Genomic DNA, 24630 nt, shown 5'->3' on the forward strand with positions numbered 1-24630 from the left:
CGGAATTCTTCCTTGGATAGTCTGCTCAGCGGGCGAATTGTACCGCCAATTTCCTCGCGGGCATTGTTCTCCCGCAAAATTCACGATAATTCCTGCGCATCCATATCCACCGCCCAGCGCAAGCGGCGATTCTTATTGCTCTCGGCCCAGGCGCATACCCGAGCTAAAAGAGGTTGTAACTGGGCGCGATTTTGTGCGGTCACCTGAACATAAAAACGGTAGCGCCCGGATTTGCGCTCAAGCAGCGCCGGTACCGGCCCCAAATATTGTAACTGTGGCGAGGGTGGCGCCAGCGACTGCATAAACAGGCGCGCGTTGTGCAGAAACTCCTCGGCCCAGGAGGGCTCTTCACACTCGGCCCGCACCAGTGCCATGGCATGAGTGGGAGGCAGCTGTGCCACCGCGCGATCGCGCAATAGCTGGCGCGCAAAAGTCCCGTAGCCTTTTTCCAATAACATTTGCAGCAACGGATGCTCTGGAAAGCGGCTCTGCACCAATACTCGGCCACTCAGGCTGCCGCGCCCGGCGCGCCCTGCCACCTGCTCAAGCAACTGGCCTGTGCGCTCGGGCGCGCGAAAATCGGCACTGAACAGACCCCCATCGGCATCCTGGATCACCACCAGAGTCACCCTCGGCAAATGGTGCCCCTTAGCCAGCATCTGGGTGCCCAGCAAAAGGCAGGGCTCGCCATCGCGGGCCGGCGCCAGCAAGCGATCGAGGGCCTGCTTGCTAGTGGTGGTATCCCGGTCGACGCGGATTACCGGGTAATCGGCAAATCGCCGCGCCAGCAACTCTTCGCTGCGCTCGGTACCCCCGCCCAGAGCGGAAATAGAGCGACTGTGGCACTGCGGGCAGCTGTCTACCAGGGGGCGGCGATAGTCGCAGTGGTGACAGCGCAACTGGCGCTGGCGCCTATGCATAGTGAGCTTGCTGGAACAGTGCGGGCAGTCGGCAATCCAACCGCAGTCATCGCAATTGAGCGCCGGCGCAAACCCGCGCCGATTAATAAACACCAGCACCTGCTCCCCGCGAGCCAAAGTCTCACCGATATGCCGCAGCACCTGTGGCGAAAAACCTTCTTCTAAGGGCTCGCGCAGGGTCGGCACTACATGGATCTGCGGCGGGCGCGCGTCGCCCGCGCGCTGGCGCATGCGCAAGTGTTGATAGCGGCCATTAAGGGCGTTGTGCAAGGTCTCCAGGGAGGGAGTCGCGGAGCCCAGCAATACCGGTACATTGCTGTTGCGCGCCAGTACCACCGCCAGGTCGCGCGCCGAGTAGCGCACGCCATCCTGCTGCTTAAAAGAAGCATCATGCTCTTCGTCCACCAACACCACACCGAGTCTCGGCAGTGGCGTCATAATTGCCGAGCGGGTGCCAATAACAATATCTGCCTGTCCCCCAGAGGCAGCGAGCCACGATTGGGCGCGCTCGCCCTCGGCCAACCCCGAGTGCAAAGCGGCGATACTCTGTTCGGGAAAGCGCGCGGCGATGCGTCGCAAAGTCTGCGGAGTAAGACCGATTTCCGGCACCAACAACAAGGCCTGGCGCCCCTCGGCCAAAACCCGCTCCATTAAACGCAGGTAGATCTCGGTCTTGCCGCTGCCTGTGGTGCCTTCCAACAGGGTGGCGGAAAAGCGACTGCAATCCACCGCTTCGAGCACCTGCTGCTGCTCACTGTTTAGCTGCGGTGGCGGAGTGGCCTCCGCTGCCGGCATGGGCGGCGGCACCGTAGGACCCGAGACCCACTCCACCAGATGGCGTTCCTGCAGGGCGCGAATCACCGCCGGGGTATGCCCCTGGGCCTTCAGGTGGGTGCGGCTCTGCTGACCGGCGCGCAGCAACTGTTGCAAAAGAGCCTGCTGCTTGGGCGCCCGCGCCAGTGCAGATTCCGGTAAGCCCTTGCCCTCGGTAGTCAGCTGCAACCACTGCTCGGCCCAGTGATCGGCAGGCTTGCCCTTGCGCAGTGCGGCGGGTAGGGCAGCGGCGTAGACCTCTCCAACCGGGGCCTGGTAATAATCGGCGATCCAGTTGAGGAATTTGCGCGCACCACTATCAAACAGGGCAGCATTATCGATCAGTTCCTGCGCCGGCTTTAACTGTGACTGCGGCGACTCCCGCACAATATCCACCAACACGGCTACCAATTTTCGTCCAGCAAAAGGTACCCACAAACGCTGACCGGGTTTCAATTCGGCGGGATCAAAGCCCTCCGGGGGCAGATAATCGAAGAGACGCCGCAGTGGCACGGGCACCGCCAACCTTAAGATGATCCCCTGTTGTACTGTCTGTGGTACCGTCTGTTGCACCCCGCCCCCAATGCGCTCTTGAAAAGGCGCTAGTGTACTGGCTGCCACAGTAAGGTACAGAGACAGCAAAATTTACTTGCATACTCTGAAATTCAGAGTACTCTACAAGCCAGCTCTAAAATTTAGAGTTCTCTATTTAAACAAGGAAGACAACCATGACCGATGTTGAAAAACTCAAAGACAGCCTGGATTTTGTCAGCGATGCCGTGCGCGGCAACGAAGCCGAGGGCGGTATTCCATCACTCTATTTCTTGTGGGGCCTTTTGATTTTTATCGGATTTGCCTCGGCGGACCTGGCCCCGCAAATCACCGTGTATTACTTCCTGGTGGCAAGTACCGCCGGCGGCCTGTTCAGTTGGTGGCTGGGTGAGCGCACGGCACGTCGTGAAGGTATCAACAACAGTAGCTTTGGCCGCAAGTTTGGCTGGCACTGGTTAGTGACCGGAATAGGCTTTCTGCTGATATTGGCCACAATGATCGCCAAGCCCGGCGTTGCGGGTCCTGAGCTATTCCTGCTTTTAGGTGGGGTATCCTATAGCCTCGCCGGCATTCACCTGATCCGCCCTCTTATCTATAGCGGCATGCTGATGTTGGCTTGTTACTTACTGATGATTTTACTGACACCGCCCTACGCCTGGGCACTGACTGGCCTGGTGATCGGCCTTGGACTCCTTTGGACCGGCCTGGTGCAGCGAGCCAGGCAAACTAGTGGAGCGGCATGATGAAAGCCCTTACGGAGCTGGACCCGGTACTCGAACACCGGGTGCGCCTCGCGATCAGTGTGATGCTGGCGAAGTATGAGGAAATCAGTTTCTCCCGCTTCAAGGAACAGCTACAGGTGACCGATGGAAACCTCGGCGCACAGCTGCGTCGCCTGGAAGAGCAGGGCTATATCGCCTTGCGCAAAGACTTCGTAGAGCGCAAGCCCGTCACCTGGTACCGCCTCACTGAGAGCGGGCGAGAGGCACTAGATAAGCATCTGCAAGCCCTGCGACAACTTATCGCCTCTGCAGACTAAGGCGACCACTGGGGCCCGGTATTTAAGCTTGAACCCCGGCGCTAATCTGATAGTATGCGCCGACTTTTTAATCAGCCTGGAACCAATCCGGTTCCTGCTCCAACGACGATGCCGTGCCCGGCAACAGATCAGGTGGCGGTTTCGGAAAGAGGCAATCATGAAAGCAGATATCCATCCTAACTACACCGACATCACTGCCACTTGTTCCTGCGGCAATGTTGTTAAGACTCGCTCCACTTTGGGCAAAGACCTGCAGATCGATGTCTGCTCCCAGTGCCACCCCTTCTACACCGGCAAGCAGAAGCAGGCTACTACCGGTGGACGCGTGGACCGCTTCAAGAAGCGTTTCGGCAGCCGCATCGGCAAGTAATCCGAATAGCGAGGCACTGCGGTGCCTCGGAAAGGGCGCCCTGGAATTTTCCTCGGCGCCTTTTTTTATGCCCGTTTTATGCCCGAATTTCGCCTATCTGCACAGCTCTGGGGCACTGGGGCAAAATCGATTTGTATCGCTTAATATATTCGTTATAGGCAGTAAAATTATCCTTCAAAATAGATTTTTGGCGGCTGATCATCCTGAAATCGGCCAGATGTTAAGGGCAAAATAGTAATAAATGGCTGTTTCTTTGCCCCTATAAGCTTGTGACTGCAAGTGCCCCTCGGTTATTCTCTGAGGCCCGCAGTAACCGGGATGACGCCACAGGTGTTGCCCCCCGTTTTCGAGAGAACAGCCCCCAAATGACGGATTCATTGCGCCAGGCAGCGCTGGATTACCACGCGCTCCCCAGCCCCGGCAAACTTTCGGTCGAGCTGACCACCCCTGCCGAAACTCAGGAAGACCTGTCGCTGGCCTACAGTCCCGGCGTAGCGGAACCGGTGCGCGAAATTGCCAAAGACCCCGAGGCCGCCTATCGCTATACCGGCAAGGGCAACCTGGTAGCGGTCATTTCCAACGGCAGCGCCATCCTCGGCCTCGGTAACCTGGGTCCGCTGGCCTCCAAGCCAGTGATGGAGGGCAAGTCACTACTGTTCAAGCGTTTCGCCGATATCAACTCGGTGGATATCGAGGTGGACGTCAACAGCCCGGAGCAGTTTATTCAGACCGTCGCCGCCATCGCCAATACCTTCGGCGGCATCAATCTCGAAGATATCAAGGCGCCTGAGTGCTTTCATATTGAAGAGGCATTGATCGAGCGCTGTCCGGTACCGGTATTTCACGACGACCAGCACGGCACCGCGATTGTGACGGTCGCCGGTATGCTCAATGCCCTGGAGATCCAGGGTAAGAAAATCAGCGACGTGCGCATGGTGTGCCTGGGGGCAGGTGCCGCCGCCACCGCCTGCTGTAAACTGCTGCTGGCCGCCGGCGCGCGCAAAGACCAAATCACCATGGTCGACAGCCGCGGGGTGATTCACTCAGGTCGCACCGATATCAATGCCTATAAGGGTGAGTGGGCGCGGGATACCGATATGCGCACCCTCGATGACGCCATCACCGGTGCCGATGTATTCCTCGGGGTATCCGGCCCAGACCTGCTCTCCGCCGAACAGTTACAGCGTATGGCGCCGAATCCCGTAGTATTTGCCTGCTCGAATCCAAACCCGGAGATTAAACCGGAGTTGGCCCACAGTGTGCGCGACGATTTGATCATGGCCACCGGGCGCTCGGATTACCCCAACCAGGTCAACAATGTGCTGTGCTTCCCCTTTATTTTCCGCGGCGCGCTGGATGTGCGCGCGGCGCGTATCAATGAAGAGATGAAGCTGGCCGCAATTGAAGCCATCCGCAAGATCGCCCACCTGCCGGTGCCTGACTCGGTGCGCGAGGGCTACGGCGGGGTGGAGCTGAGTTTTGGGCCCAGTTATATCCTGCCCAAACCCACAGACCCGCGCCTGCTGCCGGAAGTCGCCGCTGCGGTGGCGCGCGCAGCCGTGGACAGTGGCTGTGCACGCCTGCCTTACCCCGAAAATTACCCGCTGCAAACACTCTAGGGCCTGTTAATAGGCCCGGAACAGCCCGCCTTATCCTCCCGGGGCGGGCGTTTGCCGCTTTCGCCCCCACAGACTTCTTGAGCCCAAAAGCACCCGTCGCTAAACTGCCTTTCTGTCACAGCATCAAAGTTGCCCAACACAATGAGTCACGTGTATGTGCTGACCAACCAGCACCAGCAGTTCCTGAGCAAAAGCGGCGAATGGCTCGATGGCCGCGAGCCCAACAAACTGTTTCGCAGCGAACATAAAGATGTCGCCATCAACCAGATGTTCGAGGCCAATACTCGTGATGTCAGCCTGCGCATCGAACTGCTGCAGTGCGCGTTGAATATCAAGGCCCAGCCATCGATACCGGAGGAAGCCCTGGGTGAGCAATCTGCACCGCCCGGAGATCCAGAAGTCGAGCCAGGCGCACCAGAGGAGATGCCGCCTGAGGAGCCCCCAGAGCTGGAACCGCAGCCACAACCGGAAGTAACCCCGGAACAGGCACCTGAGGTCCCGCCAACACAAGCCCCGGATGAAACGCCCGCACAACCCGGCGAGCACAAATCGGAATCGGAATCTGCCGCTTAGGCGGAGATTCTTTTAGCACCGGCACAAGTTGCCCCAACGGCGACAACAAGAAAGAGTTCCGGTAGTACCAAGGAGATTCGAGTGCCCATTCCCCATCTGGCCGCCCTGTCCCAGGCCAAACCCGTGCAACTGCTAAAGGGCATACGCCGCGGTCTTGAAAAAGAGAGCCTGCGGGTCGGCAACGACGGCACCCTGGCGCAAACACCCCACGCGCAAACACTGGGCTCAGCACTGACCCACGAGAGCATCACTACCGACTTTTCCGAAGCGCTGCTGGAATTTATTACCCCACCGGTAAACACTCCTGAAGAGGCCCTGCGGATTCTCGACCGCATCCATCGCTTTACCTACAGCCAGATCGGGGACGAACGCCTGTGGGTCAACAGCATGCCCTGCGTTATCGGCGCCGACAGCGATATCCCGGTGGCCCGCTATGGAAACTCCCACAGCGGCACAATGAAAACCATTTATCGGCTGGGACTCGGCCTGCGCTACGGCCGCGCCATGCAAACCATCGCCGGTATCCACTATAACTTTTCCCTGCCGGATGAGTTCTGGCTGTGGCTGCACGAGTTCGAGGGCAGTAGTGAAGCCCTGTGCGAATTCAAAACCCGCCGCTACTTCGACCTGATCCGCAATTTCCGCCGCAACTACTGGCTGCTGATCTACCTGTTCGGAGCCGCGCCTGCGGTGTGCTCCTCTTTTGTAGAGGGGCGCCAACACAAGCTCGAGGCCTTTAACGGCGACGGCCACACGCTGCACGCTCCCTACGCCACTTCTCTGCGTATGGGCGACCTGGGTTATAACAGCGAAGTGCAAAAGTCCCTGGTGGTTTGCTACAACAACTTGCGCAGCTATCTGTCCACACTCTGCTCCGCTATCAGCCGGCCCTACGGGCCCTATAGCGAACTCGGGGTAAAGGATAGCGATGGGCAGTATCAGCAGCTCTCCGCCGGCGTGCTGCAAATCGAAAATGAATTCTATTCGCCGATCCGGCCGAAAAATCCCGCCAAGCGCGGCGAGACCGCCCTGGCGGCCCTAAACAACCGCGGGGTCGAATATATCGAGGTGCGCTGCCTTGACCTGAACCCCTTTATGCCGCTGGGTATCGATGCGCAACAGATGCGTTTTATCGATAGTTTCCTGCTGCACTGCCTGCTGACAGAGAGCCCCGAAACCGACGAAGTCGATTACCGTTCAACCCAGGAAAACCAACAGCGCATCGTGTATCGCGGCCACGAGCCCGGCCTCAAGCTGCTCTGTAATGGCGGCGAACGGGAACTCGGTGAGTGGGCTTTCCAACTGCTCGGGGAGGTGGACGCGATGGCAGAACTGCTGGACAGTGCCTGGGGCGGAGACCAGTACCGCGGTGCAGTTGGCGTACAGCGGGCCAAGGTCAAAGGGGAGATCGCCACCCCGGCCCAACAGATCCTGGCAGAAATGCAGGAGCAAAACCTGAACTTCTACCATTGGGCTATGCAAAAGGCCGAGCAGCACCGCCGCTATTTTCTCGAACGCCCTCTCGACAGCGATTCGGTTCGAGATTTCTCGCGCGAGGCGGAGGAGTCTTTGCTCAAGCAACGGCGTGTGGAGGCGGAAGACAAAGGCTCTTTCGAGGAATTTCTCAGCCACTATTACGCGCAGTATATGTGCTGCCAGGGCTAGCCCCGGCGGAATAGATCACCGCGCAGGGTCCGGATTTCCGGCCCCCAGGGATTGAGCATATGAATTATCTGGCCCACCTGCTGCTTTCAGGCCCCGACGTCCGCTGGCGCCTGGGTGGGCTACTCGGTGACTTCGTGAAAGGTCCCCTTAAAGGTGAGCGGCCTGAGGCCATCGAGGCCGGTATCAGGCTGCATCGCCGCATTGATGCCAGTACCGACACCAATGCGGCCTACCGCGAGTCCCTGTCGCAACTGGACCCCGGCTGGCGCCGCTATGCCGGTATAGCACTGGATATCTGGTTCGACCACTTACTGGCCCAGCGCTGGCAGGAGTGGCACCCACAGAGCCTGGAAGATTTTTGTGACCAATGCTGGAGAGACTTTCGCAGCCACAGTCGGTATATTCCGCCGCATGCGAGAGCGTTTATGGCGCGCGCCGAGCAATTTAAGTTACTGCAGAGTTACCGCGAAGAGCGAACCATTGGTCTCACCCTGGAGAGAGTTGGCCAACGCCTGCGCCACCCGGTTGCGCTGCAGGACATACTGCCCGAGCTCAGTAGCGGGCGGGCAAAACTGGAATACAACTTCAATAAACTATTAACCGACTTGAATCTCGAAGCCCAAAGGTTTCGGCAGCACTATTCAGGATCCGATAAACCATGACCTTACCCAACCCGCGTATTACCTTTTTGTTGGTTTTTCTAATTGTCGCCTTTTTGCTCGGCTCTGCCTTTTATCTGGAGTATGCGCGAGGCCTTGAACCCTGCAAGCTGTGCATTACCCAGCGGGTTATGCTGCTCGGTATCGGGGTAGTCTCACTGATCGCCTTCCTGCACAACCCGGCAACTATCGGCCGACGCGTATACGGGCTACTAGTTTCTATCTGGGCTCTGGGTGGCCTCTATTTTGCCGGGCGCCAGCTGTGGTTACAGAGCCTGCCAGAAGGGCAGGTACCCGCCTGTGGACCCAGTGTCAGCTATATGCTGGAGGTCTTTCCCATGGCGGATGTACTCAAGGCACTGCTCACCGGTGACGGCAACTGCGCCGAAGTGCAATGGACCATGATGGGCATCAGTATCCCCGGCTGGTCTGCTATCGGTTTTGCTGGACTGATCCTATTCGGAGGCTGGCAGGCATTTCGCAGAGCCTGATTAAAAACCGAAAACCAGGTCGCGGCTCTGTGGAGCCGCCCTTTGCCAATGACACCACCATCCCCGCGTGAAATAGCCCATTGGGTGCTCGGTATTGCAATCCTATTTGGCTGCGAACGACTCGGCAGCCTGATCGGGGCGGCTCTTGCCCTGCCGGTACCCGGCGCCGTGGTGGGTATGCTACTGCTACTGATCGGCCTGATGGTCTACGGCAGCGTGCCCCGCGGCCTGGCCAAGGTCAGCGCACAACTGCTCTTTTTGTTGCCCCTACTATTTTTGCCCGCCGCCACCGGGGTCTTTTTCCTGCGCGATCTCACCTTGTCCGATTGGCTGGCCCTGCTTGCCGCCATTCTTTTTGGCACCCTGATCAGCCTCACCCTTTGCACTCTGCTGCTGCGCCGCCTGCTCAGGAAGACCGACACGGCGCACAGCCATGATCAGTGAATTCCTGCACAGCCCCTTATTTGCCCTGCCACTGAGCATCTGCGCTTTCTGGCTCGGTGTACTGTTGTATCGGCGCACAGGAACGGTTTTGCTACACCCGATAGTCACCGCAAGCCTGTTAGTATTTGCGGCGCTCCATACTCTGGAGATTCCTTACAGTGACTATCAGAGTTCCAGCGGGCTGCTCTACGCCCTGCTGGGACCAGCCGTTGTCGCCCTTGCCGTGCCGCTGAAACAAAATCTGACGATTATCCGCCGCGCCGGCTGGCCACTGCTGGTGACCATTGCTGTTGGGGCCCTGTTAGCCCCGGCAATTGCCGTAGTACTCGCGCTTCTGCTCGGGGCGGGAAAATCGGTATTGCTCGCCCTTAGTGGAAAATCCATTACCACGCCTATCGCACTGGCACTGGCCGAAAAGATACACGCAACCTTGAGTCTGACCGCGGCTATCGTGGTGCTCACCGGAGTAGTCGGGGCCCTGGCAGGGCCACCACTGGTGCGCGGTTTGGGTATTCGCGACGAGCGCATTCTCGGAGTGGTGCTCGGTATCAATGCCCATGCCGTAGGCACTGCGCGCGCACTGGAAATCAGTGCACTTTGTGGCGCCTGCGCCGCCCTTGCCATGGGACTCTGTGGCGCCTTGAGCGCAGTGTTGTTGCCGCTGATTATTGGAACCTGAACCGCCTGTCGGTGCAGGCTTTTAAATTCACACTGCCATCACAGTATTTTGACGTAGTTTGCGCCTCCCTCCTTGCTGCAGGCGGGGGAATCTCCTATCTTCCTAAGGGCCTTCGAGATCGGCAATAGGCTGCCACTGGGGCAACAGTAACAAAAGGACATCTTGGCGATGCTGGAAAATTGCAAGTCGGCGCGGGAGCGCTGGGGTGGTGTTAGCGAGATTATTGATCGCTGGCTTCAATCACGACAAAACCTGCTGGTGAGTTTCTACCACCTCTCCGAAAAAAAGGAATTCAGTGAAGACGATCCAGAAACTGAAGACCGGGTACGCCAACTGTGCCAATTACTGGTGGATTACGTTTCGGCAGGTCACTTCGAGGTTTATGAGCAGCTTATGCGCGAGGGCCAGGCTTTCGACGATAAGCAGGGTCTGCAAAAAGCCTGTGAACTCTACGATGATATCGATTCGACTACAGATGTCGCCGTAGACTTCAACGATAAATATTTAGAAACAGACGACCTCTCCAGCCTGGCACCAGATCTCTCCGAACTGGGCGAGGCGCTGGAAACTCGTTTTAGCTCCGAAGATAAAATGATCGCTCTGCTACACACAGCTCACAGAAGCTGAATCGCTTAGCGGGCCCCACCTTCGTTATATACGGTTTTGCCTTTGCTCAGGGGCTCTTTGCTATTGCGATTCTTCTGCTGCGAGCAATCAACTACTGACTGACAAATCGGTTAGCTAGTTCACTTCTGTGAGCCCCTTCTACTCGGCTAATCAAAACCGGTTTACCAAGCGCAATTATTTATTGGTAAAAAGAAAAAGGGCGCCTAGAGGCGCCCTTTTTCAGTAAAGTTCGAAAAGTCAGATTATTCAGATGGAGCTTCTTCTTTCTTTTCTTCTTTTTTCTCGGAACCTTCATCACCAGCAACATTTGCTTTGTGCAGTTCCACCTCAAAAATCAGAGTCGCATTGGGGCCAATTTTGCCGCCTGCGCCACCGGGACCGTAAGCGAGCTCAGAGGGAATATAAAGCTCCCACTTGGAACCTTCTTTCATCAGCTGCAGAGCTTCTGTCCAGCCCTTGATCACACCGTTCACCGGGAACTGAACCGGCTCACCGCGCGCGTAAGAGCTGTCGAATTCCTCACCGTTAATCAGAGTGCCTTTGTAATCAACTTCAACGGTGCTGGTAGCGCTGGGCTTGCTGCCGCTACCTTCTTTAATCACTTTGTACTGCAGGCCTGAATCGGTGGTAACTACACCATCTTTCTTGGCATTCTCTTCGAGGAACGCCTTGCCTTCCTGCATATTTTTATCGGCACTCTCTTTAAAATCTTTCTCCTGCTGGGCCAGCATCTCCTGCTGTTTCTTCTGCATCTGCTCCTGGAAAGCGGCGATAGTCTGCTGCTTTTCTTCCTCGGTCAAGCGATCCTCGCGGCCGCTGGCAACATCATTCAATGCCATCGCAACCACCTTGGGATCCAGCTGCACATCCTGAGCCTTGAGGCGCTTGGCCATGTCTTCGGCAATGATGTAGCTGACCTTCTTCTCCTGAGTGTCCAGGGCAACTTCTTTATCTTGCTTCTGTCCTTGTTCGTTACAGCCGGTCAGCGCCAGGCCAAGGGCAATTGCTGCAGCCAAAGGATATTTATTCATGGGTGTTGTCTCTTTGTCCGTATTGCGTTTATAGATTCGCGCTTGACCTTGGTCCAACGCCAACAGCGGTAGTTTAAGCAACTCTGTTCCGGCCCTAAGCCACCAGGCGCACAGTTTCCGCCAGTGCGCTCAAGTCTAACTCAAGGCGACTCTCAGTGCATACTGATGACGCGCACACTGTGCAGGACACCACATTCCCCCCACTGGTTCCGGCCGCTCAACAAAAAAACTGCAGACAACACTTTTTTCACAGCACACGGCATACATTTTTTATAAAAACAGCGCTATTATCGGCCAGTAACCGGTTATTGTTCTGGACTGTTTGAAGTGCTTTTCAGTTTGGGGCAGTGCGCAGTGCGCATATCTCTTGCTAGAGCGGTACCCATCGTATTAAAGGAAGATGAGCGCACTACCCGGAAGTGCCAATCGATAATAAACGTCAGGACATTTACTCATGGCTGCCAAACAAAAAGCTGTCAATCCGGTTGCAGAGCTGGAAGCACAAATTTCCAAACTCTCTGCAAAATTGGACAAAGCCCGCGATAAGAAAATCACCGATGCCGGCAAAGCGGTGCTCAAGGCCGGAAAAAGCCTGACCTCGGCTAAAGACAAGCTCAGTAAGGCAAAAGACAAGCTGAGTGAAGCTCGCGCTAAGGCTAAAACCACCAAAACCGCCGCAGCCTTAAAACGCGTGGAAACTGCCAAAAACAATGTAGATAAGTTCAACGAAGTATTTCAGCAAGCTAAGCAGGCTGTTGCCGACGCCAAGTATCTGCAAGCCAGGGCCAAAGCAGAGCTCAAAGCGGCAGAAGCTGTGCGCAAAGCCGCAGCTAAAGTGGAAAAAGAGCTGCTTAAGGCTCAACCTAAAGCGAGAAAAGCCACTACCGCTAAGAAAAGCACCACGACTAAAAGCACCGGTAAGTCCCTAAAGGCGACTGCGACAAAGTCTGCAAGAAAAACCACTACTCCAAAAGCCCCTGAAAAGAAGGCCGCAGAGAAAAAGACCAGCGCAGCTAAATCCCCGAAGAAAACAGCGGCCAAGACCGCAAAGAAAGCAACAACAAAGCCAGTAAAAGCTGCTACTGACAGCAAGCAAAAAGTGGCAAAACCCGCCGGCAAGAAACCTGTTCAAGCCAAACCCACTAAAGCGGTAAAAGCTTCTGAACCGGCCAAACCCGAGCAGGTAAAAACCAAAGAAGAAAAACCACAGGAAGACAAGCCCAAACAGGCCGCCCCCGCTGAGGCTAAGGCACAGGAAAAGCCCGCAGAGGAAGTAAAGAGCAGTGCGCCTGAAGAACAGCAAAAATCGCTGGAGCAATCTCCGCAGGCACCCACTATCACGCCTGCCACGCCAGCTAACAGCCTGTTTTCCACTGAAGGGCGCCGTGGAGAGTAAGCATTCGTAACATTACCATTGTTCAGTTGGCGCCGGACAGCCAACTAAATTGCAGTCGCACTTTGTTGGAGCAATAAAATACATGCAACGCATAAACCTTATTGCCAGACAGAGTGTCCACTGAAACCTCTCGCGAGAAGCTCAGAGAGTATCCGGGTTTTCCGCCGAAGCCATGAAACTTTCGATCAGGCCTGCCCAGCAGGCCTGTTCTTTTTGCAAAAGCCCATATTGCTGGCCCGCGAGCTGCAGAGCCGGCCTGTCCCCCGGCCACTCCTCCTGACAGATCTTCCACAGCGCCGCCAACTGCAAGCGCTCCAAATTCAATTCATAGCGTTTGCACATTTCATATGCACGCATGGTATGAGGCCGAAAGCGCCCCAATAAGCGACGCAGGTGGCGCACACTGATAATCATGCGTCTACGCGGTGCCAGACCCCGATCGGCCACTCTCCAGCCCTCTTCACTCAGCTGGTGTCCACACACCGCCGCGTAGCTGGCCCAAAGTAGCAGGCATACATCAGCCCCTTTTGTGTCCTGACAGTCGAGCAGGAAGGCCTCCACCCCTTGATGGCGATAGAAGTCCAGGCTGAATTGCCACAGTAGGTTTTCCTGGGAAGAAGATGGAGGTGCGCTATCTGTCACGTTAGAATCCAGACCTTTTGTGATTCCGCACGCTCAAGCGGCGGCGATCGCGTGCAAATACGTCGAATAGCCTAGCATTCATCGGCCTGTTCATAAGAGGTTTTTCCAGTGATCAATCTGCAAGGTGTCTCCCTGCATCGGGGCGAGCGCGACCTGTTAAACGGTGCTGACTGCCGTATCTTTCCCGGCCACAAGGTGGGAATCATCGGCGCCAATGGCTGTGGTAAGTCAACACTGTTCAAGCTGCTACTCGGTCAATTGGAAAGCGACGCCGGTCAGGTGGATATCCCCAGCGGCTGGCGGATTGCCCATATGGCTCAGGAGGTGGAAGCCAGCGATCAATCCGCCCTCGACTATGTGCTCGACGGCGATAGGGAGTTACGCAACCTTCAAGACCAGCTGGCACAGTTAGAGGACAGCGGGGAATCCGATGGCCACAAACTGGCCGAGCTACACGAGCGGATGGCCAACATCGACGGCTACAGTGGACCCGCACGCGCCGCACAGTTACTCGACGGTCTGGGCTTTGCTCACGCAGAACAACAGCGCCCGGTGCGCAGCTTTTCCGGTGGCTGGCGCATTCGCCTCAATCTGGCCCGAGCACTGATGTGTCCCGCGGATTTGATGTTGTTGGATGAACCCACCAACCACCTGGACCTCGACGCTACCCTTTGGCTGGAGCAGTGGCTACAGCGTTTCCCCGGCACCCTGCTCATTATTTCCCACGATCGCGATTTCCTCGATGCGGTGGTCGATGGCATCGTCAGCTTCGAACAGCAAAAACTGGTGCTTTATAGCGGCAACTATAGCGCCTTCGAGCGCACGCGCGGCGAGCGCCTGGCCCAGCAACAAATACAATATGAAAAACAGCAGGCTGAACGCGCACATATGGAAGACTTTGTGCGGCGCTTTCGCGCAAAGGCCAGCAAGGCCAAGCAGGCACAGAGCCGCTTAAAGGCGCTGGACCGCATGGCGCAAATCGCCCCGGCCCATGTGGATTCGCCTTTTCATTTCACCCTGCCATCCGCAGAGAAAACCTCCAATCCGCTGATCGACCTGCGCGAAACCGACATCGGTTATGCCGATAAAGTAGTCGTGAGAAAAGTACAACTGGGTATTCAGCCCGGCCGCCGCATCGGCCTGCTCGGTCCCAATGGCGCTGGTAAATCATCGCTCATAAAAACGCTGGCCGGCGAGCTAGCCCCCAAGAGCGGTGAGCGTCAATGCGGTGAACATCTGGCCATTGGCTATTTTGCCCAGCACCAGTTGGAGGCCCTCGATGGCAAAGCCTCTCCGTTGCTGCACCTGCAACGACTGAGCCCCGAGGCCAGTGAGCAATCCCTGCGGGATTTCCTCGGCGGCTACGGCTTTATCGGGGATCGGGTCTTTGAAACCGTAGCCGGCTTTTCTGGAGGAGAGAAAGCACGCTTGGCACTGGCCATCCTCGCCTGGCAAAAACCCAACTTGCTACTGCTCGATGAGCCCACCAACCACCTCGACCTGGAAATGCGCCACGCTTTGACAATGGCCCTGGCCGAGTTTCCCGGCGCGGTAATTTTGGTATCCCACGATCGCTACCTACTCGCCAACACCGCCGATGAATTTATTCTTGTCGCCAATGGTCGCGCCGAACCCTACAGCGGTGATCTCGATGACTACAAGCAATGGCTATTGGGGTTTAACCGGGAAAAGCGACGCGAAGAAAAATCGGTAGGCAGCGGCGACAATCAGGAAAAACCTGGCGAGGACAAAAAGGCACAACGTCGTGCCGCTGCAGCCCTGCGTGAGCAGCTTAAGCCGCTGACCAATAAGTTAAAAAGTGTCGAACGACAGATGGCCGCGGCAGAGGAGAAACTCCAAAAGGTTCAAGACAAGTTGGCCGATGAGCAGCTTTACAGCGGAGGCCAGCAGGAAGAAATTGCACGTCTCAATAAAGAGCAGACAGAGCATCGTGAAGCTCTCGATCTTCTGGAAATGGAGTGGTTGGAAATTTCCGAGCAACTGGAGCAGCTGCGCGGGGAATAATTCGACACTTTGTCTCTCAAGATCACACCTGGAGGGCGCCTTCACCGCCCTCCAAGCTAACATCCGCAAACCTTTAAAAAGTCTTTAGTTACCTGCGAATACAGCCATATTCATCCACGGCGATACCGATCGGAGTATTTGGACATTGGTCTATATAGGCCGGTACGCCATCAAAATCGATATCCATAGGGCAACCATCGGGTCCTACATCCACACCCACCGGCGTCTGAGGACACTGATCGGTTGCATCGATAATTCCGTCCGCATCTTCGTCGTACCAAAAGTCCGGGTACTCAATCCACTGGTAACCAATCGCGACGCTGGCAAAACCATCCAAGCCACCGTGATCCACCCCCTGGAAAAGTCGCACATCCGCACGGGCCTGCCAGCGGGGACCGAGGCTGTATTTTATCCCCAGACCGAGATTGACCATGGTTTGGCGATCATGCCAGTTGCACGGATATTTCCGGTAGGGGTGCCAGTCAGGATATTTATAATCGTGTTTATACCGATATTTACAGTCGTAACGCTCTATCCCATCCTCGTCCTTGTAATATCTCCTGTAACGTTTTTTCGGCGCTTTATTATAATTAATGCGCATCTCGCCAACGCCAAAAGCCACATATGGCTGCCAGCAAAAATCACCGCAGAACTGCCCACCAAATTGGTAGAGGAGGTCCAGGTGATAATTGTAAATCTCAAGCTTTTCGGGAAAGTCATCCACTCCCACAATAAAATAATCAACCACCCCCTCCATCGCCCAGTAATTGGTCATATTGAATCCCAGGCCACCGCCACCACCGGTAGTGTCCTGCAAGGCCAACCCTTGAAAAGGGGTGCCGTTTAAGCGATCACTGTTGAACCAGTATTTACCGCCGTTGGCATAGAGATTTAGGGTGCCGACAAAATCAGCCGACACATTGTTCATAAAGAGGAAAAATACAAAACCGCAGAAGGTTGGCAGGGAAGAAAGGCGTTTACCCATTACTGACACCGGAATCTTTTTAAACCTATCCCCCTTTGAATTTTTATTAACTTGGTTGACTGCTTAAAACTCAAATTAATTCGATTATATTTGTGTTATTTGTTCTGCATTTTCAATAAAACTGCTATTTAATGCCGCGCCCAATATGAAAATCATAGACGGGAAATAAAAAATATACCTATAAATACCGGAGAGATAACCGATGCTGGCGCCAAACATAGATAACTACGTAAGAAATCTGGTTAGGCCAGAGTTGATACAAACCACCTGCCGACCAGCGAGAACTATTCGGGAATACGCCACCGACTTTCAACAGAATTCTCGCTGCAGCTGGAAATACAGTCGTAGTAAAGATGGGCTGACGCGAATCGATCAGTTAGTAACTCAAGCCGCATTGATCCAGACCCTGGATTACACTCGCATCGCCAATACATCCCAAAGTCTGGTCGAGACAATGTACACATGGCTGACCGGCTTCAACCCCTCCAATCCTGTACAACAGCTCACCTCAGATGGAATACAGCGGCGCCAAAACGCGATTACCACGTTACTGGGTGGCGCCTATTGCTGGTATCGCCAGGCCAGTGAAGCCGCGCTGTCAGAACCTTTGGCCCTGGGCAATATACAGAATCACAATGACATCCCTTTCAATCTGTATCGCTATCGTTTCAGCCGCTCAGGTTTTAACCTGCACATGACACCGGGACGTCTGTACCGGGGCGATACCCGGCCCCCGCAAATGCTGTGGCAGTCAGGGGGATTTTTCCCAAAAATGGACAACAGCAATCGTCACGATCCCCACCTCGGGAGTGGTGCCTCCTGCCAGGTAATATCCAGTACCGACGATCCGAACGTGGTAGCACGCTTTGCCTGGCACAATAAAACCTACTGTCCGGTGCGTTACTACTACCTACACCATACCGACAGGGTGGATAAAGCGATCGCGGGGTTTGTCTATGAATTCGACAAGAATGGACATGAATGTGTAGAAGTCGCCAATGTTACCCCCGGTCGTGAAGTGGCATTCCTGGCAATTCCCAACCAATATATTCGCCGTTTCCGCATGCGCTACTACGCCGGCAGCCAAAGCAATATCGTGCTGTCAGATTGGATGTACTACAACGAAAATTCTGTAAGAAATATCCGCATCACCGCAGACAAGCAGCGCTGGGAGTCCTTCAAGAGAAACTGGCAACAATACGTTTAAAAGGGCAGGGTCCCGTCACAAAACGGGAGCACGCCGGCCTTTGGCCGGCGGTTTTCATAGTGCGGTTATCAGGGAATCACTCTGGCTCTGGGCTGGAAGATGTTTCAGCCGTTTCTTCACTCGGTTCCAGGGCAACGGCTTCGCCCGGAAGACGACGGTACACCAGATCCCAAACGCCGTGCCCAAGGCGCTGGCCGCGGCGCTCAAACTTGGTTTCCGGGCGCCACTCTGGGCGCTCTACATAGTCATTGCTTGAAGAGGTATTTTCCAGCAGCGGCTCCTCCTGCAACACTTCCAGCATATGCTCGGCATAATTCTGCCAGTCCGTAGCCATATGCATCACGCCACCAGTTTTCAGCTTGCTGCAAATCAAGCGCACAAACTGCGGCTGCACAATACGGCGCTTATGGTGCTTCTTCTTATGCCAGGGATCGGGAAAATACAATTGGAACCTGTCCAGAATGCCATCCCCAATGCAGTCATTCAAAACATCCACCGCATCGGCCATATAAATTTTAAGATTCTCAACTCCCGCTTTACCGGCGCTGTTAATCAGTCGGCCCACACCAGGGGGATGTACTTCGATGCCAATAAAGTTTTTGTCCGGCTCGGCCTGGGCCATGGCCAGCAGGGAATCTCCCATACCAAAACCAATCTCCAACACTAGCGGGGCCTCACGGCCAAAAGCCTCAACCGGATTCAGGGGGCCGTCAAAGAGCGACAGGCCATACTGGCCCCAATAAGTATCGAAGGCGCGGCGCTGTCCCTCAGTCATCCGCCCTGCGCGAATCACGTAGCTGCGGATAGATTTTTTCTTGTACTCGGTGCGGTAGGGAAACTCTTCCGCGGATTCGTCTTGCATTGTTCGCGACCTCTTATGCGAAACGGTTTTCTCTTGATCAGATTAGAGTGAGCTCGGCCCTGCTATTTGGGGGTACTCGCGGCGGCAATAAACAACGCCAGCCAACCGGCGATCATCAGGGACCCACCAATCGGTGTAATCGGCCCCAGCCAGCGCGGCCCTCCAAGAGCGAGGGCGTAGAGACTACCGGAAAAAAACACCATTCCAAATACAAAGAAAGCGCCGCTCAGGGTGAGAGACAAGCGATCTCCCCAATTTTGTATCAGCAGCGCCACAGCCAATAGCGCCAAGGCGTGAATCATCTGGTACTGCACACCGGTCTTATAGGCTTCCAATAGCGGCTCGGCGACCTTGCCACGCAGGCCGTGTGCGCCAAAAGCCCCGAGGGCGACGCCGCTGGCACCGAACAATGCGGCGAGCAAAAGGTAAACTTTGACCATGGTTTATCTCACTTCCAGTGCCAATAGAACGGGGCTGTTCATTTCATTACGGAAATAAAAAAACCGCGCTGTTGCGCGGTTTTTTCCAAACTGCCAGGGCGCGCTATCAGGCTTCCATAGCCGCACGCACTTTTTTCATGGCGTTCTTTTCCAGCTGGCGGATACGCTCGGCAGAGACTCCGTATTTATCTGCCAGCTCGTGTAGAGTGGATTTCTCCTCGCTCAGCCAGCGTGCCTGGATAATGTCGCGGCTGCGCTCGTCGAGCTGCTCCATGGCACTGGCCAGGCTGTTGAAGCTGGTTTCCTGCCAGTTGTCACGCTCGAGCTGAGCTGCGGGATCAAAACTGCGGTCTTCCAGGTAGTGCGCCGGCGCCTGCCAGGCGGTGTCGTCATCGTCATCCACCCCCGCATCGAATGCGGCGTCGTGAGCGGCGAGACGGCCCTCCATCTCATGGACCTGGGCGACATCCACGTTCAAATCTTTTGCCACCGCCTTGGCTTCATCGTTGCTCAGCCAAGCCAGTTTCTTCTTCTGCCCACGCAGGTTAAAGAACAGCTTGCGCTGTGCCTTGGTGGTGGCAATCTTCACGATACGCCAGTTGCGCAGAATAAATTCGTGGATCTCCGCTTTGATCCAGTGCACGGCAAAGGAGACCAAGCGCACCCCTTTCTCGGGGTTAAAGCGCTTCACCGCCTTCATCAGGCCGACATTGCCTTCCTGCACCAGATCTGACTGGTTGAGGCCATAGCCAGAGTAGGACTTGGCGATATGCACAACAAAGCGCAGGTGGGACATGACCAGTTGGCGGGCCGCGTTAATATCTTCGCGATAATAGAGGTCTTCTGCCAGGCGCTTTTCCTCCTCTGCGGACAGCACGTCGAAGCTGCTGACCGTTTGGATGTAAGCTCCCAGGTTGGCGCCCGGAGACAGCGTATGCACTGGCTGTAGGCTGGTTCCCATTCAGGTTTCTCCTCTCATTATTAGTCGACCGGTTCCCGCGGCCGCTGTCGTCGGACACTTTATCTGGCGACAAGCTGGACTCAGTGTAGCACTTGCACGAGCGGTTAAGAAAGTCCGCCGCCAACTGCCGTATTCCCTTGTATTGCAGCCGATTAGAGGGCCTCGATACCCCCGAGGTTCCCCACTTTATAACGGCTTTACGTTTCTTGGCGAAACCAGGTCCGCTGACACCAGTCGGTCAGCTGGGCTCTATCTCGCGCAGGTGACGGCTTGTCGCCAGCCAGGCACCCAGCAACCCGAGCAAAGCAGCGCCACCAATAAGGCCGGCAAAGTAGCTGAGACCAGGCCCCGCCAAGGTATAGCTACTGCCATAACTGGAGGAGAGGCCGGAAATCGGCCCGGACAGTAACAGCACTGCCCCCAGCAGCAAACACCAGGCCAACAGTCCGCCAAAAGCCCCGTAGCAGAGGCCACTGTAAAGGAAAGGCCTGCGCACGAAGGCATTGGTGCCACCCACAAGTTTCACCACCAGAATCTCCTCCCGACGGCTCTCGATATGCAAGCGGATCGTATTGACCACTACCAGGATCACCCCCAGTGCCAGCAGTAGGGCGAGCCCTGCGGACATCCGTTGCCCCAGTTCCGTCAGCTGGGTGAGGCGCTGCACCCAGGCCAGATCGAGCACCACTGAGTCACTGAGGGCATGCCCACGCAGGTTTTCCACGATGCGCTGCAACTTGTCACTGTCCCGCGTATCCCGCGGGCGCAGAAGCAATACTGCCGGCAGCGGATTGGCATCGAGCCCCGCCAGTAGGTCGCCGAGACCGGATGCCTGCTCGAATTCCGTCAGCGCCGCTTCCGGGGAGATATAAGTTACCTCGGCGATGGCCGGGTCGCTGCGCAGTTTAGCGGCGAAAGAGTCTACTGCTGCTTTCTGTGCTCTCTTATTTAGAAATACTGAAATCTGCGGCTGTCCATCCCAGCCGGCCACTGCGCGCTGGAAATTTGCCAGCCCGAGTTGCAAAGCCGCAGGCAGGGCCAGGGCGATAGCGATAACCAGGGCGGTCATGGCACTGGCCATGGGCGTAGCGAAAAAGCGTCGCAGGGATTCCCGCGCTACCTGGCGGTGGTGATCGAGCCAGGACTGCCAGCGATCCGTAATACCGGTGCGGGCAGCCACGGCACCGCTGCTGCGCGGGCGCTTTTCAGTGGCGCTGCTCGCCGGGCGCTGGGCCCTAGACTGGGTGTGCTTCACGGCTCGGAACTCCGTCGTAGATCAACTGGCCGGCTTGCAGGGTCAAAACCCGCCGGCGCATGCGCGCTATCAATTCCAGGTCGTGGCTGGCCACCAGTACAGTGACACCCACGGCATTAAAGTCGGAAAACAATCGCATGATTTCCTGGGAAAGCTGCGGGTCCAGGTTCCCGGTGGGCTCATCTGCCACCAGGATCGCCGGCTTGTTCACCACCGCACGGGCAATACCCACCCGCTGTTGCTCACCACCGGACAGGGTGATGGGGTTGTGCTTCTCCTTGTCCAGGAGACCCACCTTATCCAGCGCGGCGCGCACCCGGCGGCCCACTTCGCGCTTGCTGCAGCCGGCTACCGCCAGTGGCAGAGCGATATTGTCGAAGACACTGCGATCAAACAGCAGCTGGTGGTTTTGAAAAACGATACCCAGGTTGCGTCGGTAATAGGGGATCTGGCTATTGCGCAGGCGGTTGAGGTTCTGCCCGGCGACCAGAATAGAGCCTTTGGTGGGGCGTTCGATGGCGGTAAGCAGCCGCAAAAGTGTGCTCTTACCCGCTCCCGAATGACCGGTGAGAAACACCATATCGCCGCGGGGGACTTCCAAGCTGATACGCACCAGGGCGTCCTGCCCCGATGCGTAGCGCTTATTCACATTATCAAAGGTGATCACGATTTTGTTCTTGTTATTCCCTAAGAGGGTTTAGTAGCGATCAGGCGGTATCGCGGCCAAACAGCGCCGAGACAAATTCGCGCGCGCGAAACGGCTGCAGGTCCTCAGCCTGTTCACCCACACCGATAAAGCGCACGGGAATACCGAAGCGCCGCGCCAGAGCGAAAATCACCCCACCCTTGGCGGTGCCGTCGAGCTTGGTGAGCACCAGGCCGGTAACACCGGCCGCCTCGCGAAACTGTGCGGCTTGGTTAATCGCATTCTGGCCGGTGCCGGCATCCAATACCAACAGCACCTCGTGGGGGGCGCTGGGGTCCAGCTTGCCCATTACGCGGCGCACCTTGGTCAGTTCTTCCATCAGGTTGGACTTGGTGTGCAAGCGGCCGGCTGTATCGGCAATCACCACATCGATACCTCGAGCCTGGGCCGACTGCACGGCATCGAAAATCACCGAGGCGCTGTCCGCACCGGTATGCTGGGCCACTACTGGCACATCGTGTCGCTGCCCCCAAACCTGTAACTGCTCCACCGCAGCGGCACGGAAAGTATCGCCGGCGGCGAGCATCACCGATTTGCCCTCGCCGAGGAAGCGGTGTGCCAACTTGCCGATAGTGGTGGTCTTGCCGACGCCGTTAACGCCGACCACCAGAATTACATAGGGCTTTTTGCTGGTGTCCAGCACCAGGGGCGCATCGACACTGTTGAGCAGCTCTGCCAACTCCTGCTGCAGCGCTTTATAGAGCGCATCGCCATCGGCGAGTTCGCGGCGTGAAACGCGCTCGGTGAGGCGATCGACAATTTCACTGGTGGCCTCGACGCCCACATCCGCCATCAGCAACTGGGTTTCCAGCTCTTCCAACAGATCTTCATCGATCTCTTTGGCTCCGAGGAACAGGTTGCCCATCCCCTCGACAAACTGATTGCTGGTGCGGCTGAGCCCGCGGCGAATACGCGCAAAGAAACCCTCTTTCTTCTTCTCTGCAGGTTTTTCCTGCACAGGAGTGGGCTTGGGCGCGGGCTCCTGTACCTGAGGAGCCGGTTCCAACACCGGTGGTGCCGTGGCGGCGGGCGGTTCAGGTTCAGGCTGAGTTTCGGGCTGAGTTTCGGGCTGTGTAGTCGTCACACTGGCAGACGTAGGCTCAGGCAATTCTGCAGGTAACTTCTGCACACCAGCCGCAGGTTCTTCCTTTATCAGCGCTTCCTTTGTGGGTTCTTCCTTCAGCGCAGCGGGCGCCTCTGCCGGCTCCGCTGTGGACGCCTGCGGTTCAGCGGGTTCGCTATCAGTGACAGACGGCTCCTGCCACTCTTCCGCCGGCGCCTCCTCGGGTGCGGCGACAGCTTCCGCCTGCTCCTTTTGGGGCTCGCTTTGTTCGGGCTTGCGCTTTTTCTTTTTGCGCAGGAAATCAAAGATCATTCGTTTATCCGGGTGTACCGCTTGCAGAAAGACGCTAATCTTAGCATCGCTAAGCCCCCAGTAGAGATTTACCTTGGCCAGAAGTTCATCGCGCAAGCAAAGCCCACAACCCCTTTCCCAGTTGCGTATCATCGGAGGGCAGTGGCGCGGACGGAAATTGCAATTTGCCCCGGTAGAGGGTTTGAGGCCCACCGGTGACCGCTTGCGCGAAACCCTGTTCAACTGGCTCCAGTTCTATCTACCTGGCGCGCACTGCCTCGATCTCTTCGCCGGCTCCGGCGCGCTGGGCCTCGAGGCTCTATCGCGCGGTGCCGCCTCGGTGGATTTCGTCGAACTGAATCCCCTGGCGGCGCGCACCCTGAAGCAGCAGCTCCAACTGCTCGAAACGATGGATGGCCAGGTGCATAACTGTCGGGCGGTGAATTTCCTGGGCAGCGGAAACAAGCGCTACGATATTATCTTTATCGACCCGCCCTTCGCGGACGATCTGTGGCAGGAAAGCCTTAGCGCTCTTACTGACAGGCTCTCGCAGGGCGCACTCATTTATATCGAGACCCCTCGGGATACGGTTTTGTCCACTGCGCCCGACTGGTCGTTAATCAAGGAAAAGCGTGCGGGTCAGGTTTGCATGCGACTGTATCGCAGTGACTCCGCCGCATCCGCTGATTACTGACCGGTCAGCAAGTCCGGTTAACGCATTCGGTTTTGAGCCTTAGCCGTAAATTGTTTACCATTCGCATCCCTTTCAGCCCGCATTAATCCTTGGCGTATGAAAAAAGTTGTCTACCCCGGAACTTTCGACCCCATCACCAATGGTCACCTGGATTTGGTGGAGCGGGCCTGTCGCCTGTTTGACCACGTCATAGTGGCCGTAGCCGCCAGCAATCGGAAGAATCCCCTGTTTACCCTCGATGAGCGGGTGGAGCTCTCCCAGCGCGTACTCGGCCACCTGCCCAATGTGGAAGTGATCGGCTTCGACATCCTGCTGGCTGACCTGGTACGCCAGGTGGATGCCTATGGCGTTCTGCGCGGCCTGCGCGCCGTATCTGACTTCGAATACGAGTTCCAGCTGGCCAATATGAACCGTCAGTTGGCGCCGAATATGGAAAGCCTGTTCCTGACCCCGGCGGAACATTTATCCTACATTTCCTCGTCCCTGGTCAGAGAAATCGCTTCTCTGGGCGGTGATGTCACCAAGTTTGTTCCAACCGCCGTGCAGAAGGCACTGGAAGAGAAATTCCGCTAACTCTGGAATTGGTTATTTCTGATACACTCGAGCGGATTTTTCCACAAT

The 24630-nt window shown here is 56.4% G+C and carries 26 protein-coding genes; 16 read left to right on the forward strand and 10 right to left on the reverse strand.

The window, feature by feature from the left end:
- Window positions 1-80: 80 nt before the first annotated feature.
- Window positions 81-2306, reverse strand: coding sequence for a primosomal protein N' (locus FIU95_RS19755; RefSeq protein ID WP_253868760.1), 2226 nt, complete (start codon window positions 2304-2306; stop codon window positions 81-83).
- A 155-nt stretch (window positions 2307-2461) separates the two neighbouring features.
- Here FIU95_RS19755 and FIU95_RS19760 point away from each other — a divergent pair, with 155 nt between their 5' ends.
- The 11 genes from FIU95_RS19760 (at window position 2462) to rsd (ending at window position 10451) form a co-directional block, all read left to right on the forward strand.
- Complete coding sequence (locus FIU95_RS19760; protein ID WP_152455800.1) at window positions 2462-3028, forward strand: hypothetical protein; 567 nt, start codon at window positions 2462-2464, stop codon at window positions 3026-3028.
- Entirely contained in the window at window positions 3025-3324 is a 300-nt protein-coding gene (locus FIU95_RS19765) for a transcriptional regulator (protein WP_152455802.1), read from the forward strand. Before FIU95_RS19760 ends, FIU95_RS19765 begins: the two co-directional genes overlap by 4 nt.
- Before the next feature lie 157 nt (window positions 3325-3481).
- Window positions 3482-3694 carry a 50S ribosomal protein L31 gene (rpmE, locus tag FIU95_RS19770; RefSeq protein ID WP_083922744.1) on the forward strand — a complete coding sequence of 71 codons (213 nt, stop codon included), beginning with the start codon at window positions 3482-3484 and terminating at the stop codon, window positions 3692-3694.
- A 365-nt stretch (window positions 3695-4059) separates the two neighbouring features.
- On the forward strand, window positions 4060-5313 hold the full coding sequence (locus FIU95_RS19775) for a malic enzyme-like NAD(P)-binding protein (RefSeq protein WP_152455804.1): 1254 nt from the start codon (window positions 4060-4062) through the stop codon (window positions 5311-5313).
- A gap of 141 nt (window positions 5314-5454) precedes the next feature.
- Window positions 5455-5886: a hypothetical protein gene (locus tag FIU95_RS19780; RefSeq protein ID WP_152455806.1), complete on the forward strand. Its 432-nt coding sequence runs from the start codon at window positions 5455-5457 to the stop codon at window positions 5884-5886.
- Between the two features lie 81 nt (window positions 5887-5967).
- Window positions 5968-7551, forward strand: coding sequence for a glutamate--cysteine ligase (gene gshA / locus FIU95_RS19785; RefSeq protein ID WP_152455808.1), 1584 nt, complete (start codon window positions 5968-5970; stop codon window positions 7549-7551).
- Between the two features lie 59 nt (window positions 7552-7610).
- Complete coding sequence (locus FIU95_RS19790; protein WP_152455810.1) at window positions 7611-8213, forward strand: ACP phosphodiesterase; 603 nt, start codon at window positions 7611-7613, stop codon at window positions 8211-8213.
- Window positions 8210-8701, forward strand: coding sequence for a disulfide bond formation protein B (locus FIU95_RS19795; protein ID WP_152455812.1), 492 nt, complete (start codon window positions 8210-8212; stop codon window positions 8699-8701). The genes FIU95_RS19790 and FIU95_RS19795 overlap by 4 nt, the downstream gene beginning before the upstream one ends.
- Window positions 8702-8749: 48 nt before the next feature.
- Entirely contained in the window at window positions 8750-9145 is a 396-nt protein-coding gene (locus FIU95_RS19800; RefSeq protein ID WP_152455813.1) for a CidA/LrgA family protein, read from the forward strand.
- Window positions 9135-9824 (forward strand): LrgB family protein, encoded by a 690-nt coding sequence (locus FIU95_RS19805; RefSeq protein WP_152455815.1) that lies wholly within the window; start codon window positions 9135-9137, stop codon window positions 9822-9824. Before FIU95_RS19800 ends, FIU95_RS19805 begins: the two co-directional genes overlap by 11 nt.
- 168 nt (window positions 9825-9992) lie before the next feature.
- Complete coding sequence (gene rsd / locus FIU95_RS19810; RefSeq protein ID WP_152455817.1) at window positions 9993-10451, forward strand: sigma D regulator; 459 nt, start codon at window positions 9993-9995, stop codon at window positions 10449-10451.
- Window positions 10452-10693: 242 nt separating this feature from the next.
- Here rsd and FIU95_RS19815 read toward each other — a convergent pair whose 3' ends face one another.
- Complete coding sequence (locus FIU95_RS19815; protein ID WP_152455819.1) at window positions 10694-11482, reverse strand: FKBP-type peptidyl-prolyl cis-trans isomerase; 789 nt, start codon at window positions 11480-11482, stop codon at window positions 10694-10696.
- 454 nt (window positions 11483-11936) lie between these two features.
- Between FIU95_RS19815 and FIU95_RS19820 the strand changes: the two genes are divergently transcribed.
- On the forward strand, window positions 11937-12878 hold the full coding sequence (locus FIU95_RS19820; RefSeq protein WP_152455821.1) for a hypothetical protein: 942 nt from the start codon (window positions 11937-11939) through the stop codon (window positions 12876-12878).
- Between the two features lie 141 nt (window positions 12879-13019).
- Here FIU95_RS19820 and FIU95_RS19825 read toward each other — a convergent pair whose 3' ends face one another.
- Window positions 13020-13520 carry a TIGR02444 family protein gene (locus FIU95_RS19825; protein WP_152455823.1) on the reverse strand — a complete coding sequence of 167 codons (501 nt, stop codon included), beginning with the start codon at window positions 13518-13520 and terminating at the stop codon, window positions 13020-13022.
- A gap of 108 nt (window positions 13521-13628) precedes the next feature.
- Between FIU95_RS19825 and FIU95_RS19830 the strand changes: the two genes are divergently transcribed.
- Window positions 13629-15545, forward strand: coding sequence for an ABC-F family ATP-binding cassette domain-containing protein (locus tag FIU95_RS19830; protein ID WP_152455825.1), 1917 nt, complete (start codon window positions 13629-13631; stop codon window positions 15543-15545).
- 88 nt (window positions 15546-15633) lie between these two features.
- Here the strand turns inward: FIU95_RS19830 and FIU95_RS19835 are convergent, their stop codons facing one another.
- On the reverse strand, window positions 15634-16530 hold the full coding sequence (locus FIU95_RS19835; protein WP_152455827.1) for an outer membrane beta-barrel protein: 897 nt from the start codon (window positions 16528-16530) through the stop codon (window positions 15634-15636).
- 202 nt (window positions 16531-16732) lie between these two features.
- On the opposite strand from FIU95_RS19835, the gene FIU95_RS19840 reads away from it, so the two are divergent.
- The gene (locus FIU95_RS19840) at window positions 16733-17737 is read left to right on the forward strand and encodes a hypothetical protein (protein ID WP_152455829.1); all 1005 of its coding nucleotides are present in this window, start codon (window positions 16733-16735) and stop codon (window positions 17735-17737) included.
- Between the two features lie 76 nt (window positions 17738-17813).
- Here FIU95_RS19840 and trmB read toward each other — a convergent pair whose 3' ends face one another.
- The 6 genes from trmB to ftsY all read right to left on the reverse strand — a co-directional run bounded on the left by trmB (window position 17814) and on the right by ftsY (window position 22970).
- A complete protein-coding gene (gene trmB / locus FIU95_RS19845) occupies window positions 17814-18599 on the reverse strand; it encodes a tRNA (guanosine(46)-N7)-methyltransferase TrmB (protein ID WP_152455831.1) in 786 nt (261 codons plus the stop codon).
- A 62-nt stretch (window positions 18600-18661) separates the two neighbouring features.
- Complete coding sequence (locus tag FIU95_RS19850; RefSeq protein ID WP_152455833.1) at window positions 18662-19039, reverse strand: DUF423 domain-containing protein; 378 nt, start codon at window positions 19037-19039, stop codon at window positions 18662-18664.
- Between the two features lie 106 nt (window positions 19040-19145).
- Window positions 19146-20000 carry an RNA polymerase sigma factor RpoH gene (rpoH, locus tag FIU95_RS19855; RefSeq protein ID WP_152455835.1) on the reverse strand — a complete coding sequence of 285 codons (855 nt, stop codon included), beginning with the start codon at window positions 19998-20000 and terminating at the stop codon, window positions 19146-19148.
- A gap of 238 nt (window positions 20001-20238) precedes the next feature.
- A complete protein-coding gene (gene ftsX, locus FIU95_RS19860; protein ID WP_152455837.1) occupies window positions 20239-21255 on the reverse strand; it encodes a permease-like cell division protein FtsX in 1017 nt (338 codons plus the stop codon).
- Complete coding sequence (gene ftsE, locus FIU95_RS19865) at window positions 21236-21922, reverse strand: cell division ATP-binding protein FtsE (RefSeq protein WP_152455839.1); 687 nt, start codon at window positions 21920-21922, stop codon at window positions 21236-21238. Before ftsE ends, ftsX begins: the two co-directional genes overlap by 20 nt.
- Before the next feature lie 40 nt (window positions 21923-21962).
- Window positions 21963-22970, reverse strand: a complete 1008-nt coding sequence (gene ftsY / locus FIU95_RS19870; RefSeq protein WP_216646373.1) for a signal recognition particle-docking protein FtsY — start codon at window positions 22968-22970, stop codon at window positions 21963-21965.
- Window positions 22971-23409: 439 nt separating this feature from the next.
- Here ftsY and rsmD point away from each other — a divergent pair, with 439 nt between their 5' ends.
- Both rsmD and coaD read left to right on the forward strand, forming a co-directional pair.
- The gene (rsmD, locus tag FIU95_RS19875; RefSeq protein ID WP_152455843.1) at window positions 23410-24009 is read left to right on the forward strand and encodes a 16S rRNA (guanine(966)-N(2))-methyltransferase RsmD; all 600 of its coding nucleotides are present in this window, start codon (window positions 23410-23412) and stop codon (window positions 24007-24009) included.
- Between the two features lie 96 nt (window positions 24010-24105).
- A complete protein-coding gene (coaD, locus tag FIU95_RS19880; protein WP_152455845.1) occupies window positions 24106-24582 on the forward strand; it encodes a pantetheine-phosphate adenylyltransferase in 477 nt (158 codons plus the stop codon).
- Window positions 24583-24630: the final 48 nt, after the last annotated feature.

Source organism: Microbulbifer sp. THAF38, assembly GCF_009363535.1.
Lineage (GTDB): Bacteria > Pseudomonadota > Gammaproteobacteria > Pseudomonadales > Cellvibrionaceae > Microbulbifer.

Bases quoted from the DNA above. Each gene is read 5' to 3' on its own strand.
- FIU95_RS19760 (WP_152455800.1), top strand. From the start codon at position 2,462: ATGACCGATGTTGAAAAACTCAAAGACAGCCTGGATTTTGTCAGCGAT.
- FIU95_RS19765 (WP_152455802.1), top strand. From the start codon at position 3,025: ATGATGAAAGCCCTTACGGAGCTGGACCCGGTACTCGAACACCGGGTG.
- rpmE (WP_083922744.1), top strand. From the start codon at position 3,482: ATGAAAGCAGATATCCATCCTAACTACACCGACATCACTGCCACTTGT.
- FIU95_RS19775 (WP_152455804.1), top strand. From the start codon at position 4,060: ATGACGGATTCATTGCGCCAGGCAGCGCTGGATTACCACGCGCTCCCC.
- FIU95_RS19780 (WP_152455806.1), top strand. From the start codon at position 5,455: ATGAGTCACGTGTATGTGCTGACCAACCAGCACCAGCAGTTCCTGAGC.
- FIU95_RS19790 (WP_152455810.1), top strand. From the start codon at position 7,611: ATGAATTATCTGGCCCACCTGCTGCTTTCAGGCCCCGACGTCCGCTGG.
- FIU95_RS19795 (WP_152455812.1), top strand. From the start codon at position 8,210: ATGACCTTACCCAACCCGCGTATTACCTTTTTGTTGGTTTTTCTAATT.
- FIU95_RS19800 (WP_152455813.1), top strand. From the start codon at position 8,750: ATGACACCACCATCCCCGCGTGAAATAGCCCATTGGGTGCTCGGTATT.
- FIU95_RS19805 (WP_152455815.1), top strand. From the start codon at position 9,135: ATGATCAGTGAATTCCTGCACAGCCCCTTATTTGCCCTGCCACTGAGC.
- rsd (WP_152455817.1), top strand. From the start codon at position 9,993: ATGCTGGAAAATTGCAAGTCGGCGCGGGAGCGCTGGGGTGGTGTTAGC.
- FIU95_RS19815 (WP_152455819.1), bottom strand. From the start codon at position 11,482: ATGAATAAATATCCTTTGGCTGCAGCAATTGCCCTTGGCCTGGCGCTG.
- FIU95_RS19820 (WP_152455821.1), top strand. From the start codon at position 11,937: ATGGCTGCCAAACAAAAAGCTGTCAATCCGGTTGCAGAGCTGGAAGCA.
- FIU95_RS19835 (WP_152455827.1), bottom strand. From the start codon at position 16,530: ATGGGTAAACGCCTTTCTTCCCTGCCAACCTTCTGCGGTTTTGTATTT.
- FIU95_RS19840 (WP_152455829.1), top strand. From the start codon at position 16,733: ATGCTGGCGCCAAACATAGATAACTACGTAAGAAATCTGGTTAGGCCA.
- trmB (WP_152455831.1), bottom strand. From the start codon at position 18,599: ATGCAAGACGAATCCGCGGAAGAGTTTCCCTACCGCACCGAGTACAAG.
- FIU95_RS19850 (WP_152455833.1), bottom strand. From the start codon at position 19,039: ATGGTCAAAGTTTACCTTTTGCTCGCCGCATTGTTCGGTGCCAGCGGC.
- rpoH (WP_152455835.1), bottom strand. From the start codon at position 20,000: ATGGGAACCAGCCTACAGCCAGTGCATACGCTGTCTCCGGGCGCCAAC.
- coaD (WP_152455845.1), top strand. From the start codon at position 24,106: ATGAAAAAAGTTGTCTACCCCGGAACTTTCGACCCCATCACCAATGGT.